Below are 14,236 nucleotides of genomic sequence, written 5' to 3'. Positions count from 1 at the left end.
TCACGGGATTTCCGGGCGCCATACGCCCGCGGCTTGCGCGCTTTCAATCGCTGACCGAGTGACGTTTTGTCAATCACCCACCGACGGAAATACGACCCGAGACTTTCATGCCAGACTCGCTAAATCACCTTCTGGATAATAATCGCGAATGGGCCGAGCATATCTGTAAAGAAGACCCCGACTATTTTGCTCGCCTGTCTCGCCAGCAAAACCCCGACTACATGTGGATCGGCTGTTCGGATAGTCGGGTACCCGCCAACCAGATTATTGCCCTGCCGCCGGGGGAAGTGTTTGTCCACCGCAACGTGGCCAACCTGCTCAACCATACCGACATGAACGCGCTATCCGTTGTGCAATACGCAGTGGACGTGCTCAAGGTCAAGCACGTCCTGATCGTTGGGCATTACGGCTGCGGCGGCATCAAAGCGGCGATTGAAGGCGGTGAATGCGGCATGGTGGACTATTGGCTGCATTCGGTACGCGAACTGTACAACCGCCATCGCGAATCGCTGGACCACCTGCCTGCCGCCGAACAGGTGGATCGCATGTGCGAGCTTAACGTCAAAGCGCAGGTCAACAGCCTATGTCGCACCAAGATTTTGCAGCGGGCCTGGCAGCGCGGTGAAGACGTCGCGGTTCACGGCTGGGTCTACGGGCTCAGCGACGGACGGGTAAAAAACCTCAACTGCACCGTTTCCGGCCTGGATCAGGTTGAAACCCTCTACCGCATTGATCGTTTGCATCCCAGCGAATGACGCCGCCCTGCCCGCTTGCCGCCCGGCGGTGTCTGCTAGGCCGTGGGACAGCGCACCCCGGTTCCTTTCAGGCCGCAGTAGCCGCCGGGATTTTTCGCCAGATACTGCTGATGGTAGCCCTCAGCGTAGTAAAACTGCGCCAGCGGACGAATTTCCGTGGTGATGTCACCGCGCCCGGCCGCGCTAAGTGAGGCCTGAAACGCCGCCGCGCTTTGCTCTGCGGCGTTTTTCTGGGCCTGACGTGTGGTCAGAATAATGGAACGATACTGCGAACCGATATCGTTGCCCTGCCGATTGCCCTGGGTGGGATCGTGGTTTTCCCAAAACGTTTTCAGCAGCGTGTCGATGCTGACGACTGCAGGGTCGTACACCACCTTCACCACTTCTGCGTGCCCGGTGCGGCCGGTGCAGGTTTCTTCATAGGTTGGATGGGGCGTTTGGCCACCGGCGTAGCCGGCGGCGGTGACAAACACGCCCGGCTGCTGCCAGAAAAGCAGCTCCACACCCCAAAAGCAGCCCATGCCCAGCACGATGACCTCGCACGCTTGAGGAAACGGCGGATGCAGCGAGCGGCCGTTGACCGCATGGGTGTCGCTGGTGCTGATCGGCGTATCGCGCCCCTTCAGGGCGCCGGCAAATAACGTCATGGCGTTTGACTCCTTCGCTTTTTCAGTCGCTTTTGGGCTGGATTGTGTCGCTTCTGCCGTTGTTTTGCAGCGTTTTCGGATTGCCCTCGCGGCTGAACTGATAAATCAGATCGACCGCCTGATTGGCCCCGGAAACGGCCTCCAGGTACAGGTCGCGCCACAGGGTATACCGCAGGGTGAGCTCGGCAATCGGTGAAAATATCCCGACGCCGTAGCTGACCCGCAGCTTGTCGCTGAGCTGCCCGCTTACCGCGACCTGGCTGCTCTCGCCGGCGCCGGTGGTATCCAGGGTCAGATCATCAATGCCAAACGCCTCACCTACCGAGCCGACCGCGCCGCCGGCGCGCCCCAGGGACATACCGATGAGAGCGGTCGTCAGCGCCGTGTCCACGCCGCCGCCGGAGGCGTCCGGCGCACGACCGCGCAGCAGATAGGACAGTGCCCGGGTTTCATTCATGGCCGGTTCGGCAAAAATGGCAATATTGGGCTCGGCGGCAATGCCGGTAACCTTCACCCCGGCCACCACGTCATCTTCGGTGACCTCCGGGTTGCGGATGGCCTCGAAATCCAGCGACGGCAGCCCCGGCGGCCCGCTGAAATAGATCTTGCCCCGGCGGATTAACAGATCCTGGCCGAATGCCTTGAAGCGCCCGTCCACCAGGCTGACATCGCCGAAAAGCTGCAGCCCGCCGTTGTCCTGGCGCACTTCCAGCGAGCCGGCAAGGCCCGATTCCAGCCCGTAGGCGGCCAGCTGCATATCCTCGCCCAGCGTCACCGTCAGGCGTACGTCGGTGGCCATGCCGGCACTTTGCAGCTCGTCGGCGGCGCTTGGCGTATCAGGCTTTTCGGCGCGGCGCTTGGCTTTCTCGTCTTCGCGCTCGGTGATGATGACCTCATCGGCGCTGGGCGTTGTGGCCGATGCGGGGATCTCACCAACCTCCAGACGCGCCCAGGGTACATTGACGTCGCCACGCACTTGCAGCCGCTCGGGATTGATCCGAATGCGAATATCCGGCGAGGCTTCCAGCCGGCCAAACTGCGCCAGCGCCACCCGTAGCGGCGAGGGCGCGTCAAGATCGACGTTGACCCGCCAGGCATCGCCGCTGGGCCACGCAGCATCGCCGCTGATGTTCAAGCGCCCGCGCTCGGCGGCCAGAAAGCCGTCAATAGTGCCGCGTTCGCCGTTGAACGACACCTTGACTTCCCCGTCCGGGACGGTGACCGGAATATCCGGTCCGGCAACGTTGATTCCGGTGAGCTGCAGCGCGCCTTGCAGGTCGGGGTTTTGCGTTGAGCCGGCGATATTGATCCGGCCGTCAAGGCGGCCGGCCAGCTGCGACATGCCCACCACCAGCGGCCGGTAGGGAGTCAGCGAGATATCGTCCAGCGCCAGCGCCCCGCTCAGGCTACCGCTCCCCAGCGGGTCGTTCACGGTGACGTCCAGCCGGGCCTCGCCGGCTTCGGCAAAAGACAGCGTCACGTTGCCCCCCGCCTGCGCGGTATCGGCGCTGAGGTTGGCGTCAAGGGTCAGCCGCGGCAGCTCCACCGGCTGGCCGTAGTCGTTGCGTGCCGTGATCGAGGCGTCGCTGCGCACCTGGCCGCTTGCGGCAAAGCGCTCGCCGCCCGCCGACCAGGACGCTTCGATATCTGCGGTGGTATCGCCACTTAGCTGCCAGCCGTCGGGCAAAAACGGCTCGGCGGCATCCATGGGCACGTCGCGCAGAGCGAAAGCCGCCTGCCCTTTATCCGCCGAGGCCGTCAAAGGCTCGGATGAACACAGCGCGCCACCCTGGGCACGCCGCAAACAGAACGGCGACAGCCGAGCCTCGCCGGTGTTTATGGCGTAGCGAATGTCCAGCGGCGCTTCCAGGCGCACGTCACCGGCGCTGGCATCCGCGCGAAGCGTGGAAAGCGTGCCCTGATAGCGGCTGCGCGCCTGATCAAGGCCGCCGTTCAGCGCCAGACGCGCCCGGTTCAGCATGTCGTTGCCTTCACCGCCGCGGGCATCCAGCGTCAGCCGGTGCTTTGAGAGCTTGCCGGCAAGCTCAAGCACGACGTTTTCCAGCGACTGGCCGCCGGCCTGCAGGTCGGCAAGCTCGAGCGCTATGTCCATCGCCGGATCATCGATGCCGCGCACCTCGGCATCGAGGCGCAGCTGGCGCAGCCGGTTGCCGGCAAAACGGAGGGCATCGCCGCGCAGGTCGGCCTGGATCTGAGGCGCGGACACGCTGCCACGAGCGGTGACAGCCCCGGTCAGCGTGCCGGCCAGCTCGGTAGAAATGCTTTCCAACTCGCCAAGATTGATATCGGCGTCAAGGTCGAGCGCGTCCTGGCTTACCTGGCCGCTGGCGGTCAGCCGGTTGTTGCCCTGGGCAAACGCCAGCCGGCGAATGTTCATGTTCAGGCGGCTGTCGGCGTCAAGCGCGGCGTCGAGCGTCAGCGGATAGCCCTGCAGCGTGCCGTCAACGTTGATCCCCGGCACGTTAATCGTCCACTGATCGCCTGTCTGGCGCAGGTTGAATTCGGCGCTGCCGCTTAGTCGACCTTCCAGCGATTCAACAAACGTCTGCGGATTGATGTCCTCCAGCGCCAGGGTGGCCTCGGCATTGAACGGTGTTAGCCACTCGACCCGGCCGCGGCTTTGCAGGCGGCCGTCTCCGGTGTCCACTTCAAGCGGCGCCCAGGCAAAATGCGTGATATCGCCGCTGCCGGTGAGGGCTACGTTCGTTGGCGGCACGCTTGGCCCTTCGGCCTGAAACGTCAGTTTCGTCCGGTAGCCATCCAGGCTGCCGCTGGCGGAAAGATCCAGCGAGCGCAGCCGATACGGCGTGGCCTGCAACTGCGGCGCCGATTCAGATGCAGGGCCGGACTCGGCGCCGCGGGGCGGCAGCGGCCACTGCAGCGACTCGCTTTGCACCTGCAGCTCGAACGGTACGGTCGGGGCCAGGAGATTAGCATTGGCGGTAAAGCTTGCGTTGACCGTACCGCTGGCGTTGAGTTCGGCGTGCAGGTCGTCCAGCGCCCCGGAAAGCCCAAGGGTCAGCTCTTCGCCGCTAAGCTCAGGCATCAGCTCGGGCAAAAACAGCACGACGTGCAAGTCGGCCGACAGCGGATAGGTGCGGCTCAGCGTGGTACTTGCGTCCAGTCGGGCGCGGGCATCCGGCGTGACCAGATTGAACCGGGTGAGCGTTAGCTCATCGCCGTTGCCTTCAAGCCCTAAACGCAGTTCGTTGACCGTGTAGGCCGCCGCGCCGCTGACGACAAAGTCGTCGACCGCCAGCTGCTCCAGTGCGACGTTGATCGGCAGCTGTATCGCCGGCAGCTCGATGGGCGTACGCGCGGCAAGGGCTTCATCAAGAGGTCGCGCTTTTGTTGATGCGTCTTCGCCGGTATTCGGCGGCGCTTTCGAGGGTTTTTGCAGCGCCAGTGCGGCATCGATGCCTTCGGCGTAAAGCGGGGTATCCACGTTCCGGGTCAAGCGTACGCCGGGGCTGGGCGGCAAATAAAGCCGGGGCTTGTCCCACGTCGTGGGCGATACCGTGATCTGGTTGCCTTCGGCGTTGACCGCGGTCTCGAAATGCGCCCAGCTCAGGCGAGTGCCGTTACCCAGCTGCACGCTGACGTCGTCGAGCACCAGCTGGCGCAGCGCCACGGGAAACGGCAGGGCTACTGCGCCGGCCGATGCCGGCCGCTTTTCCGGTTCGGGCGGGGGTGCGCTGTTGTCCGACGGAGACAAGCGAATGTCCGCGCCTGCCACGCGCAGCGTATTCAGGCACAGCCGGCCGGAAAGCAGGCAGTCATCCGCCCAGGCCAGCTCAAACTCGTCGATCCGAGCCTGCACGCCGAACGCGTCCATGGCAAAGCCCTGCAGGCGAAACTCGTCGAGCAGCCCGCCCTGGTGCTGCTCGACGCTTATCAGGTCGCGTTTTTCTGCCTGGGAAAGCAAAAAGCCGGTACCGAACGGTGCAAGCACCAGCCCCAGCACAAGCATCAGCAAGGCCAAAAGCCACAGCGGCAGCCAAAAACAAAGGCGCAGCAGCGCCCAGGCAAAACCGCCGAGGCGCTGTTTGCCGTTCATCCGCCGGCGGCCGGCCGGCGTGGGGGAAGTATCAGGCACTACGCCTCCTAAAATTCCGGTCCGATGGAGAAGTGGATTCGCCAGCTGTCGTCGTCATCGTCAAACGGGTGGGCCACGTCAAAGCGCACCGGCCCTACCGGCGAGACCCAGCGCACGCCCAGCCCGGCCCCGGTTTTCAGATCATCCGGGGCCCAGCTGTCAAAGGCGTCGCCGGTGTCAACGAAGGCGGCCCCCCACCAGTTGCCGGTGACGTTACGCTGATATTCGGCGCTTGCGGTCACCATCTGCTGGCCGCCGCGCAGTTTTCCTTTGTCGTTGCGCGGCGCCAGGCTTTCATAGGAGTAGCCGCGCACGCTGTTGTCGCCGCCGGCGAAAAAGCGCAGCGACGGGGGAATCATGGCAAAGTCGTCGGTTTCGATGGCGCCGACGCCAAGACCGCCCACAAAGCGATTTTTCTCGCCCAGCGTGCGAATCCACTGGGTATCGCCGGTCAGGCGGAAAAACTGCGCGTCCGAGCCCCAGGCCGTATCCGAATACTCAAGCGAGAGCTGCTGGCGATCCCCCCAGACGGGAAAGCGCTGCTCGCGCGTGCGGGTGCGCGTCCATTGAATACCGGGATAGTAGATAAGGACTTTTTCGCTCTCGCCGCCCTGGGTGAAGTCTTCATAGGTGGTGCGCAGATACACCGACTGTACCCAGTCGTTGTCGAACTGCCAGCGGCGGGCCAGCTCCACGGTGCCTTCCAGGGAGTTGGTATCGCCGTCGTCGCGGTTTTTAATGCCGTACTGCAGGCGGTAGCTGTCGCGCAGCGGGTTGGCCAGCGGCACTTCGTAGACGCCGGAAAAACGCTGCTCGGGGCCCGACAGGTAAAGATCGTGGTTGAGGCTGTGGCCGTAGCGGTTGATCCAGGGCTGATCCCAGGAAAAGCGCAGGCGCGGCCCGACATCGGTGGCATAGCCTACGCCGGCTTCGAACTGGTGGCGCTTGGCCGGGGTCACCACGGCATCAATCGGCAGGCGGGTATTGCGGCGACGATGTAGTTGCATCGCGCTACCCAGCGCGCTACGTGCGAGCTGCTGCGTTTTGGCGGCGGTGCTGCCTGTGGCCTGATGCCACCAGCTTTGCCCTTGCGACGCCGGCGTTATGGCCAGCTCTTGAGCGCTATCCAGCCGGGGGCGCACCGTGACCGAGCCGAACCAGCCGGTTTCGGCCAGGCGCTGGTTATATTCAGCAATCGAGCGCGCCAGATACGGCTCGCCCGGCGCAAACGTGCGTATGGCCTCAAGCCGATCGGGCTGAATATGGCTACCGCTGATGACCACCTCGCCGAAGCGATAGCGCGGGCCGCTGTCGAAATCCAGATACAGCCGCGCGCTTTGCCGGTACGGACGCACTTCCATGCGCTGCTGCGCAAAACGCCAATCGAAATAGCCGCGCTCAAGCGCCTTTGCCGAAAGGCGACTGCTTAGCGTATCCCACGGGGCGTGGCGCAGCGGATCTCCCTGTGCCAATGGAAACGCCTCCACCGCGCGGCGAAACGGCGGGTCGTTGCGAGCGTCGCCTTCCAGATGAATCGCCAGGGTTTCAATTCGGACCTGCTCGCCGGGGGCCACCTTGATGCGCACGCTTTTTTTACCGCCCGGCTTTTTATCATCCTGCTGGCCGGGACGGTCCTTCGGCTGTGCGGGCGTGCCCTTTGTATCCACGGTGACGCTGATGTCAGGTTCATAATAGCCGTACACGCGCATGGCCTCGCCGCTGCGCCGCTTGATCTCGCTGGCCAAACGCTCAGGGGTGTATTCGGTAGCCTCTATGTTTTGCAGATACGCTTCGATGTTGGCCTTGACCTCGCCTTCAACACCGTCGATAGCGGTATCCAGAGCAAACGCCAGCGGCGCAACACAAAGCAGCGGCAGCGCTGCATAGCGCGCAATCCGGCCGGCATTATGGCGGTGGGGGGGTGGTTCCATCACGGGTATCCTGGGTGTTCTGATCGGTCAGGCGCGCATCGGCTAGCGCAGCATTTCCAGCTGGGCGCTGAGCGCCAGCTGCGACTGGCGTAGCTGGCGCACTTCGTTTTCCAGCGTATCAAGCCGCTGGCGAAAGGTGCCTGCGTCCGCGAAAAGCGTTTCCATGCGCTCACTGAGCCGCCGATGTTCGCTTTCCGCGCTGCGCTCCAGCGCCGCAAGCGATTCGCTAAGCGCAGTTAGCTGATCATCTCGCAGGCCGGCCGCCTCTTGTTGCTTTTTCACCTGCGTCAGCAGGGCTTCAATGGCATCGGCGGAGACCCTGTCATCGCTTGCCGGGATCAGCGTCAGCAGCTCGTCGCGGGTGGCGTTAAAGCGCATTGAGAGCTGCTCTTGCTCTTGGAACAGCGTGCGTACCTGCGCTTGTACCAAGGCTATCTTGTCTTGTACATCGCTGTCATCCGCGGCCAGCCGCGCGTGCAGGTTGGAGACTTCGCCGCTCACGCGCTCCAGCTCCCCCAACAGCCGCTCGCGCTCCAGCCAGGCGCCGCCGGCTAACGCCACCGTGGCTGCCGTCAGCGTGACGATCATCAGCCACAGCGGCCACAGGCGCGGCTTGGGCGGGCGCTGCCGCAGGTGCTGGGAACTCAGGCTCTGATCAACGTCAGGGACGATGCGCGAAAAGGCAGAGGCATCTGACATGGGCACTCCTTACGGCCATGGTGCGCTTTTCATGAAATAACCGGGCGTCAACAGGTCGCAAACACCGCTTCAGGGATCTGCACGCCGGCCAATACCCCGATAAAAAAGCCCGCAGCTTGCAACAAAGCCGGGATCATAAATATTGCGCCCGTCCAGTACCAGTTTAGCGCGTAACGTGCAGGCCAGGCGGTGCCAGTCCGGGTTCCAGTAGGTTTTCCACTCGGTTACCAGCATCAGCGCGTCGGCACCGTCGCACGCCTGGTACGGATCTGCGGTGAATGTCGTCAGGTCATCACGCTCACCGACGGCATCGAGCAGCGCGGGAATCGCGGCGGGATCGTGCAGCCTGACCTGCACTCCCTGGGCCCAGAGGGCTTCAAGCAGGGTGAGCACCGGGGCGTGGTCGATGCGTGCGGTGCCCGGCTTGAACGCCGCCCCCCAGATCGCGATGGTTTTGCCCTGCAGCTCGCCGCCGAAATGCGACCAAAGCTTGCGAAACAGGGTTTCTTTTTTCTGCTCGTTGATGTCCATGACCCGATCGAGCAGTGCCGAGGCGCGTCCGCTGGAGGACTGCACGTCGACCAGCCGCATCAGATCCCGGGAAAAGCTTGGCCCGCCAAAGCCGCAGCCCGGATAAAGGTATTCAAAGCCGATGCGCGTGTCAGCGCCCATGCCCTGGCGCACGTGCTCAACGTCAACGCCGAGGGTATCGGCCAGGCCGGCAATTTCATTCATATAGCTGATGCGAGTGGCGAGCATGCCGTTGATCGCAAGCTTGGTCAGCTCAGCGGCGCGGCGCGGCATCCGCTGAAATACCTCGCTGCGCCGGTTGAAGGCGCGCAGCAGCTCGCGCACCTGGCGCTCACCGTAAGGGTCGTCGCAGCCCAGCAGCCAGCGCGTGGGCCGGGTAAACGTCGCCCACGCGCGGCCTTCTTCCAGCATGTCGGGCAGGGCCACGCCGATGTGGGGGGCGCCCAGGCACTGCTCCAAACGCTCGGTTTCGCCCACGGGAAAGGTGGCGTTATTGACCAGCATCAGCCGTTCGTTGCCGTGAACCGCCGGCTGGCGCAAAAGCGCCCCGGCGTCTTCGCGCTGAGAAGGAGAAAGACCAAGCCAGAGCGTGTCCACGGCGGGAAGGGATTCGACGCTGTCCACCAGGGCAAGGTGCCCGTTGGCCAGGCTTTGCTCCAGCTGAGCGAAAAGCTGGGGCTCCCGGCGCAGCCAGTCGGCGTCTCGCAAGGTGGACCAGGGCTGATCGGCATGGGGCAGCCAGGTGACCCGGTGCCCTACCCAGGCCAACGCCGCCGCTGCGGTGGCCGCACTGAGTTCACTGCCATACACCAGCACTCGCACGGCTATGCTCCCCGGTAGCGCGCCATCAGGGCGCAAACGTCATCGCCCAGCGTCGGATGACGACGCCCGTAGGCCAGCGTGGCTTCCAGATAGCCAAGCGGCTGGCCGCAGTCATAGGTGACGCCCTGCATGCGGTAGGCCTGAACGCCGCGACGGCGGCGCAGCGACTCGATGGCGTCGGTCAGCTGGATCTCGTTGCCGGCGCCGGGCGCGGTGGCCGCCAGCAGCGGGAAAATTTCGCCGGGCAGCGCATAGCGGCCGATCACCGCCAGATTCGACGGCGCCTGCTCACGCGCGGGCTTTTCCACCACGCCGGCTACCGCCGCGGCCGCGCCGGGGGCCGGTATTGTGCCTGTCGGGGCGACGATGCCGTAACGCTCGACGTGTGCCCAGTCGACCTCTTCCACCATCAGCTGGGCCTGGCGGCTGTGCTCGAACGCCGCCAGCATGCCGCACAGATCGCTGCCCGCTGCGCCGCCGCGCTCGGCCTCATCGACCAGCACGTCCGGCAGCAGCACGGCAAAGGGCTCGTCGTCGCCGATGACCGGGCGCGCGCAGAGCACGGCATGCCCCAGCCCCAGCGGCTTGCCCTGGCGTACGCTGATGATATTAACGTCGTCAGGAATGATATCGCGGATGCTTTCCAGCAGCGCCTGCTTGCCCTTGGCCGCCAGGCTGGCCTCAAGCTCGGCGTGGGTGTCAAAGTGGTTTTCGATGGCACTTTTGCTGGCGCTGGTGACCAGCACAATCTCGCTGATACCGGCCGCTATGGCTTCTTCCACCACATACTGGATCACCGGGCGATCGACCACGGTGATCATCTCCTTGGGGATCGCCTTCGACGCGGGCAAACAACGTGTGCCGAATCCGGCGACGGGCAGTACAGCCTTGCGAATCATAGCGGTCCTTAATCGTGCTTACCGGTCATGCTTTCCGGTCCGTGAGTGAGTAGAATGATCATCATACACGACACACTGCCCACAAGGAGGCGCTACATGCACGCCAAAACCCAGGATGCCCCGCGCGGCAACGTCGACGCCGCGGAAGTTGCCAAGTTTGAAGCGCTGGCCGATCACTGGTGGGACCGCGAGGGCGACTTCAAGCCGCTGCACGACATCAACCCGCTGCGGCTGGATTTTATCGACGCCCGCGCCGGACTGGCCGGCAAGCGCGTGCTGGACGTGGGCTGCGGAGGCGGCATCCTGAGCGAGTCGATGGCCCACCGCGGGGCGCAAGTGACGGCGATCGACCTGGGCGAAGCGCCGCTGGAAGCCGCGCGGCGCCACGCCGAGGAAAGCGACGTGCGTATTGACTATCGGCACGTGGCAGTAGAAGCGCTCGCCGAGGAAATGCCCGGTCAGTTCGATGTGGTGACCTGCATGGAAATGCTGGAGCACGTGCCCGACCCGGCATCCATCATCGCCGCCTGCAGCCGCCTGCTGCGTCCGGGTGGGCAGGCATTTTTCTCGACGCTGAACCGCACGCCCAAGGCCCGAGCGCTGGCGATTGTCGGCGCCGAGTATATTCTCGGCCTGCTGCCCCGGGGCACGCACGACTACGCCAAGTTCATTCGCCCGTCGGAAATGGCCGCCTGGTGCCGGCAAAGCCGGCTGGACGTCAGCGAACAGACCGGCCTGACGTATAACCCGTTGACCCGGCGCTACCGGCTGGCGCCGCGCGATGTTTCGGTCAACTACATGATGGCCTGCCGTAAACAGGAAGACGAGGCGTGAGGCCTGCCCTGCCCAGAGCCGTTCTTTTCGACCTCGACGGCACGCTGGTGGATACCGCCCCGGACCTCGCCGCTGCCACCAACGCGCTGCGTCGCTATCACGGCCTTGATCCTTTGCCGTTTGACGTCATTCGCGGCCAGGTATCCAACGGCGGCAGCGCCCTGGTGACGCTGGCGCTGGGGCTTGGCGCTGATCATCCGGCCCACGATGGCGCACGCGCGGTGCTGCTGGCAGCCTATGAGCAGGCGCTTGCCATTCACAGCCGGGTTTTTGCACCGCTGGATCTCTGGCTTGCCGGCTGGCACCGCGAGCGGCGCCCCTGGGGAATTGTCACCAACAAGCCCCGGCGCTACGCCGCACCGCTGATCGAAACGCTGGCCCTGCGCCCCGGCGCGCTGCTGTGCGCTGACGATCTGCCGGTCAAAAAGCCTGCCCCGGAGCCGCTGTGGGAAGCCGCCAGGCAGCTGGCAATAAAGCCTGAAGACTGCTGGTACGTCGGCGACCACCTGCGCGATATGGAAGCCGCCAGAGCCGCAGGCATGACCGCCGTCGCCGTGGGCTACGGCTACATCGACGAACAGGACGACTACCGCCAGTGGCCGGCAGATCTCTGGTTTGACGACTGCGCGGCCCTGGTAAAAGCCCTGAGCGGCGCATAGCGCGAAGGCGCCGGCGCCGAGCCGGCGCCGGTGCTACTGGCGCGGCGGCTGAGCGTCGATCTTTTCGCCGCTGACGCCCTGGCTGTCCGGGCCCATCAGCCACAGGTAGGTGGGCATGATATCGTCAGGCGTGCGCAGCGCCTCTGGATCTTCGCCGGGAAACGCGGTGCGCCGCATCTGGGTGCGCGTAGCCCCGGGGTTTAGCGTATTGACGCGAATGGCGTGCTGATTTTCCATTTCATCGGCCAGCACTTCCATAAAGCCTTCGGTGGCAAACTTGGACACCGCATACGCTCCCCAGTACGCGCGCCCCTTGCGCCCCACCCCGGAAGACGTGAACACGACCGAGGCGTCGCTGGATTCCTTGAGCAGCGGCAGCAGCGCCTGGGTCATCCACACCGGGCCTGTGACGTTGACCTGCATGACCTGCGCCCAGAGCTCGGGGTTGTACTGCTCGAAAGGCGTGATGCGACCCAGCAGTCCGGCATTGTGCAAAATGCCGTCCAGACGCCCAAACTCCTGATAAAGCGTTTCGGCCATATCTAGATAGTCGCTGTGGGTGGCTCCTTCCAGGTTGAGCGGGAAAATCGCCGGCTGTGGCCCGCCGGCCTGCTCAATGGCGTCGTAGGTACTCTCCAGCTTGGCAATGGTGCGGCCCAGCAGAATAACGGTGGCACCGTGGCGGGCATAGGCCAGCGCCGCGGCGCGGCCGATGCCGTCCCCTGCCCCGGTCACCAGGATCGTGCGCCCTTGCAGCAGATCCGCTGCCGGCCGGTAGTCGATGTGACAGTGCATAATAATCCTTAAACGATAGGCAGTACTTGAAAACGGCGCGCCTTAATCGGCCGATTGGCGCAAATAGTCGCTGGCAAGCCCGGCGGCGCTGCTCTGCGGATAGTCTTGCTGAACCTGCTCAAGCAGCTCGCGGCTGCGCTCGATGTTTCCCTGCCGCGCTTTCATCAAGCCCAGCTTATACATGGCATCGGGCATTTTGCTGCTCTGGGTGTGCTGCTCGATCACCCGGGTAAAGGCCTGGTCGGCGGCGTCCAGCTGATCACCTGCGGCATACAGTTCCCCCAGCCAGTAATAGCCGTTGGGCGTCAGCCGGGTATCCGGATAGTCGCTGACAAACTGCTGAAACGCGGTAATGGCCTGATCAAACTCTCGGGCTTGAACGTGGGCAAAAGCCGTTTGATACGCCTTTTGCGCCTGCTTGTCAGCCGCCTGGCTGCTCTGCGCTGGGCGATCGCTTTGCCCGGCCGCGTCGCTTTTGGCCTGTGCGTCTGGCGCGGACGCCTCGTTTGCCGATGTTTCTGAGGTTGTCGATGCCTCTTGCGACGCCGCAGCCCCAGCGCCGGTGGTGTTGGCCAGCCGCTGATCAAGGTCCAGATAGCGCTTTTGCGACTGGCGGCGCAGCTTTTCCAACGCGTGGCGCAGCTCTTCAATGCCGCCGCGCAGCTCTTTTAGTTCGCGCTGCTGCTCTTGTATCTGATTGAAAAGCACCAGGCTGCCCGGCGAACGGCGCGTTTCGGTCTGGTCGTAAAACCCGTCCGGCGAGCCGGAAAGATGCTGGGCCGCCGGCTGCTGGGCCAGGGTACATACCGGCCAGACGGCAACGGCCAGCATCAGGCAGTGCAGTGGTCGCATCGACAGATGACTTGGTTTCATGAAGGCTCCTGGGCGCGATAAGAAACGGCCAAAAGGCCTGAACGCTAAGCGCTTTGGCGCCGCGTCTTAAGCTCGCTTAATAGGTGAACTCGACGCGGCGGTTTTTGGTATAGGCGGCTTCCCCCTGCCCGCGCGCTGCCGGGCGCTCTTCTCCATAGCTGACCACGTTTACCTGGGAGCCGGAAACGCCCTGCACGCGCAAAAAACGCTTGACGGCGTTGGCCCGGCGCTCGCCCAGCGCCAGGTTGTATTCACGCGTGCCGCGTTCATCGGTGTGGCCTTTCAGGATGATGCGGGTGTCGTCGTTGGCGCGCAGATAGCGGGCATGGGCCATGACCACGGATTCGTATTCGTCTTTAATGGTATCGCGGTCAAAGTCGAAATAGATAGTGCGTACCTCGGGGATACGCGCATCAGCCTGCTGACCGACCGCGCCGGTGCCTGAACCGTACTGGCTGCCGGTGCCGGTGCCGGCGCCTGCAGTGCCGGCAGCGGTGCTCTGGGCACTGCCACCGTAGGCGCTGTCATCATGGGTGGCGTTACCGGACGCCCCCGTTTGGGTCGCGCCGGTAGAGCAGCCGGCCACGGCCGCGATAGCCAGCGCCGCGGCAAGCGAGCGGGCCAGCGGCGTTAGCGAAGGCATGGATGCAAACATGGTGTCACTCCTGGGCTAC

12 protein-coding genes are annotated in these 14,236 nt (G+C 64.2%); 3 read left to right on the top strand and 9 right to left on the bottom strand.

Features of this window, described 5'->3' with window-relative positions; translation table 11 throughout:
* The first annotated feature begins 107 nt into the window (after positions 1-107).
* Positions 108-755, top strand: coding sequence for a carbonate dehydratase (gene can / locus ABD654_RS09825; protein WP_344704706.1), 648 nt, complete (start codon positions 108-110; stop codon positions 753-755).
* Between the two features lie 35 nt (positions 756-790).
* On the opposite strand, the gene msrA is transcribed toward can, so the two are convergent.
* The 6 genes from msrA to ABD654_RS09795 all read right to left on the bottom strand — a co-directional run bounded on the left by msrA (position 791) and on the right by ABD654_RS09795 (position 10,401).
* Positions 791-1,402 carry a peptide-methionine (S)-S-oxide reductase MsrA gene (gene msrA, locus ABD654_RS09820; RefSeq protein WP_344704705.1) on the bottom strand — a complete coding sequence of 204 codons (612 nt, stop codon included), beginning with the start codon at positions 1,400-1,402 and terminating at the stop codon, positions 791-793.
* Between the two features lie 22 nt (positions 1,403-1,424).
* Positions 1,425-5,519 carry an autotransporter assembly complex protein TamB gene (tamB, locus tag ABD654_RS09815; protein ID WP_344704704.1) on the bottom strand — a complete coding sequence of 1,365 codons (4,095 nt, stop codon included), beginning with the start codon at positions 5,517-5,519 and terminating at the stop codon, positions 1,425-1,427.
* Between the two features lie 8 nt (positions 5,520-5,527).
* Positions 5,528-7,450, bottom strand: coding sequence for an autotransporter assembly complex protein TamA (tamA, locus tag ABD654_RS09810; RefSeq protein WP_344704703.1), 1,923 nt, complete (start codon positions 7,448-7,450; stop codon positions 5,528-5,530).
* Positions 7,451-7,492: 42 nt separating this feature from the next.
* Entirely contained in the window at positions 7,493-8,149 is a 657-nt protein-coding gene (locus ABD654_RS09805) for a hypothetical protein (protein ID WP_344704702.1), read from the bottom strand.
* A gap of 69 nt (positions 8,150-8,218) precedes the next feature.
* Entirely contained in the window at positions 8,219-9,502 is a 1,284-nt protein-coding gene (locus ABD654_RS09800; protein WP_344704701.1) for a nucleotide sugar dehydrogenase, read from the bottom strand.
* A gap of 2 nt (positions 9,503-9,504) precedes the next feature.
* Positions 9,505-10,401: a UTP--glucose-1-phosphate uridylyltransferase gene (locus ABD654_RS09795; protein WP_344704700.1), complete on the bottom strand. Its 897-nt coding sequence runs from the start codon at positions 10,399-10,401 to the stop codon at positions 9,505-9,507.
* A 96-nt stretch (positions 10,402-10,497) separates the two neighbouring features.
* On the opposite strand from ABD654_RS09795, the gene ubiG reads away from it, so the two are divergent.
* Both ubiG and ABD654_RS09785 read left to right on the top strand, forming a co-directional pair.
* Positions 10,498-11,235 carry a bifunctional 2-polyprenyl-6-hydroxyphenol methylase/3-demethylubiquinol 3-O-methyltransferase UbiG gene (gene ubiG / locus ABD654_RS09790; RefSeq protein WP_344704699.1) on the top strand — a complete coding sequence of 246 codons (738 nt, stop codon included), beginning with the start codon at positions 10,498-10,500 and terminating at the stop codon, positions 11,233-11,235.
* Positions 11,232-11,894, top strand: a complete 663-nt coding sequence (locus ABD654_RS09785; protein ID WP_344704698.1) for an HAD-IA family hydrolase — start codon at positions 11,232-11,234, stop codon at positions 11,892-11,894. The genes ubiG and ABD654_RS09785 overlap by 4 nt, the downstream gene beginning before the upstream one ends.
* A 33-nt stretch (positions 11,895-11,927) precedes the next feature.
* On the opposite strand, the gene ABD654_RS09780 is transcribed toward ABD654_RS09785, so the two are convergent.
* The 3 genes from ABD654_RS09780 to pal form a co-directional block, all read right to left on the bottom strand.
* Positions 11,928-12,689, bottom strand: a complete 762-nt coding sequence (locus ABD654_RS09780) for a YciK family oxidoreductase (protein WP_344704697.1) — start codon at positions 12,687-12,689, stop codon at positions 11,928-11,930.
* A gap of 42 nt (positions 12,690-12,731) precedes the next feature.
* On the bottom strand, positions 12,732-13,562 hold the full coding sequence (gene ybgF / locus ABD654_RS09775) for a tol-pal system protein YbgF (protein WP_344704696.1): 831 nt from the start codon (positions 13,560-13,562) through the stop codon (positions 12,732-12,734).
* Between the two features lie 76 nt (positions 13,563-13,638).
* On the bottom strand, positions 13,639-14,217 hold the full coding sequence (gene pal / locus ABD654_RS09770) for a peptidoglycan-associated lipoprotein Pal (RefSeq protein WP_344704695.1): 579 nt from the start codon (positions 14,215-14,217) through the stop codon (positions 13,639-13,641).
* Positions 14,218-14,236 lie beyond the last annotated feature (19 nt).

The organism is Halomonas cibimaris (genome assembly GCF_039537045.1).
Taxonomy (GTDB): Bacteria; Pseudomonadota; Gammaproteobacteria; order Pseudomonadales; family Halomonadaceae; genus Vreelandella; species Vreelandella cibimaris.
The sequence above is the reverse complement of the archived record's forward strand: the minus strand, read 5'-3'. Positions and strand labels throughout refer to the sequence as shown.

Coding starts and splice junctions, on each gene's coding strand:
- can (WP_344704706.1), top strand. CDS start 108: ATGCCAGACTCGCTAAATCACCTTCTGGATAATAATCGCGAATGGGCC.
- msrA (WP_344704705.1), bottom strand. CDS start 1,402: ATGACGTTATTTGCCGGCGCCCTGAAGGGGCGCGATACGCCGATCAGC.
- tamA (WP_344704703.1), bottom strand. CDS start 7,450: ATGGAACCACCCCCCCACCGCCATAATGCCGGCCGGATTGCGCGCTAT.
- ABD654_RS09805 (WP_344704702.1), bottom strand. CDS start 8,149: ATGTCAGATGCCTCTGCCTTTTCGCGCATCGTCCCTGACGTTGATCAG.
- ABD654_RS09795 (WP_344704700.1), bottom strand. CDS start 10,401: ATGATTCGCAAGGCTGTACTGCCCGTCGCCGGATTCGGCACACGTTGT.
- ubiG (WP_344704699.1), top strand. CDS start 10,498: ATGCACGCCAAAACCCAGGATGCCCCGCGCGGCAACGTCGACGCCGCG.
- ABD654_RS09780 (WP_344704697.1), bottom strand. CDS start 12,689: ATGCACTGTCACATCGACTACCGGCCGGCAGCGGATCTGCTGCAAGGG.
- ybgF (WP_344704696.1), bottom strand. CDS start 13,562: ATGAAACCAAGTCATCTGTCGATGCGACCACTGCACTGCCTGATGCTG.
- pal (WP_344704695.1), bottom strand. CDS start 14,217: ATGTTTGCATCCATGCCTTCGCTAACGCCGCTGGCCCGCTCGCTTGCC.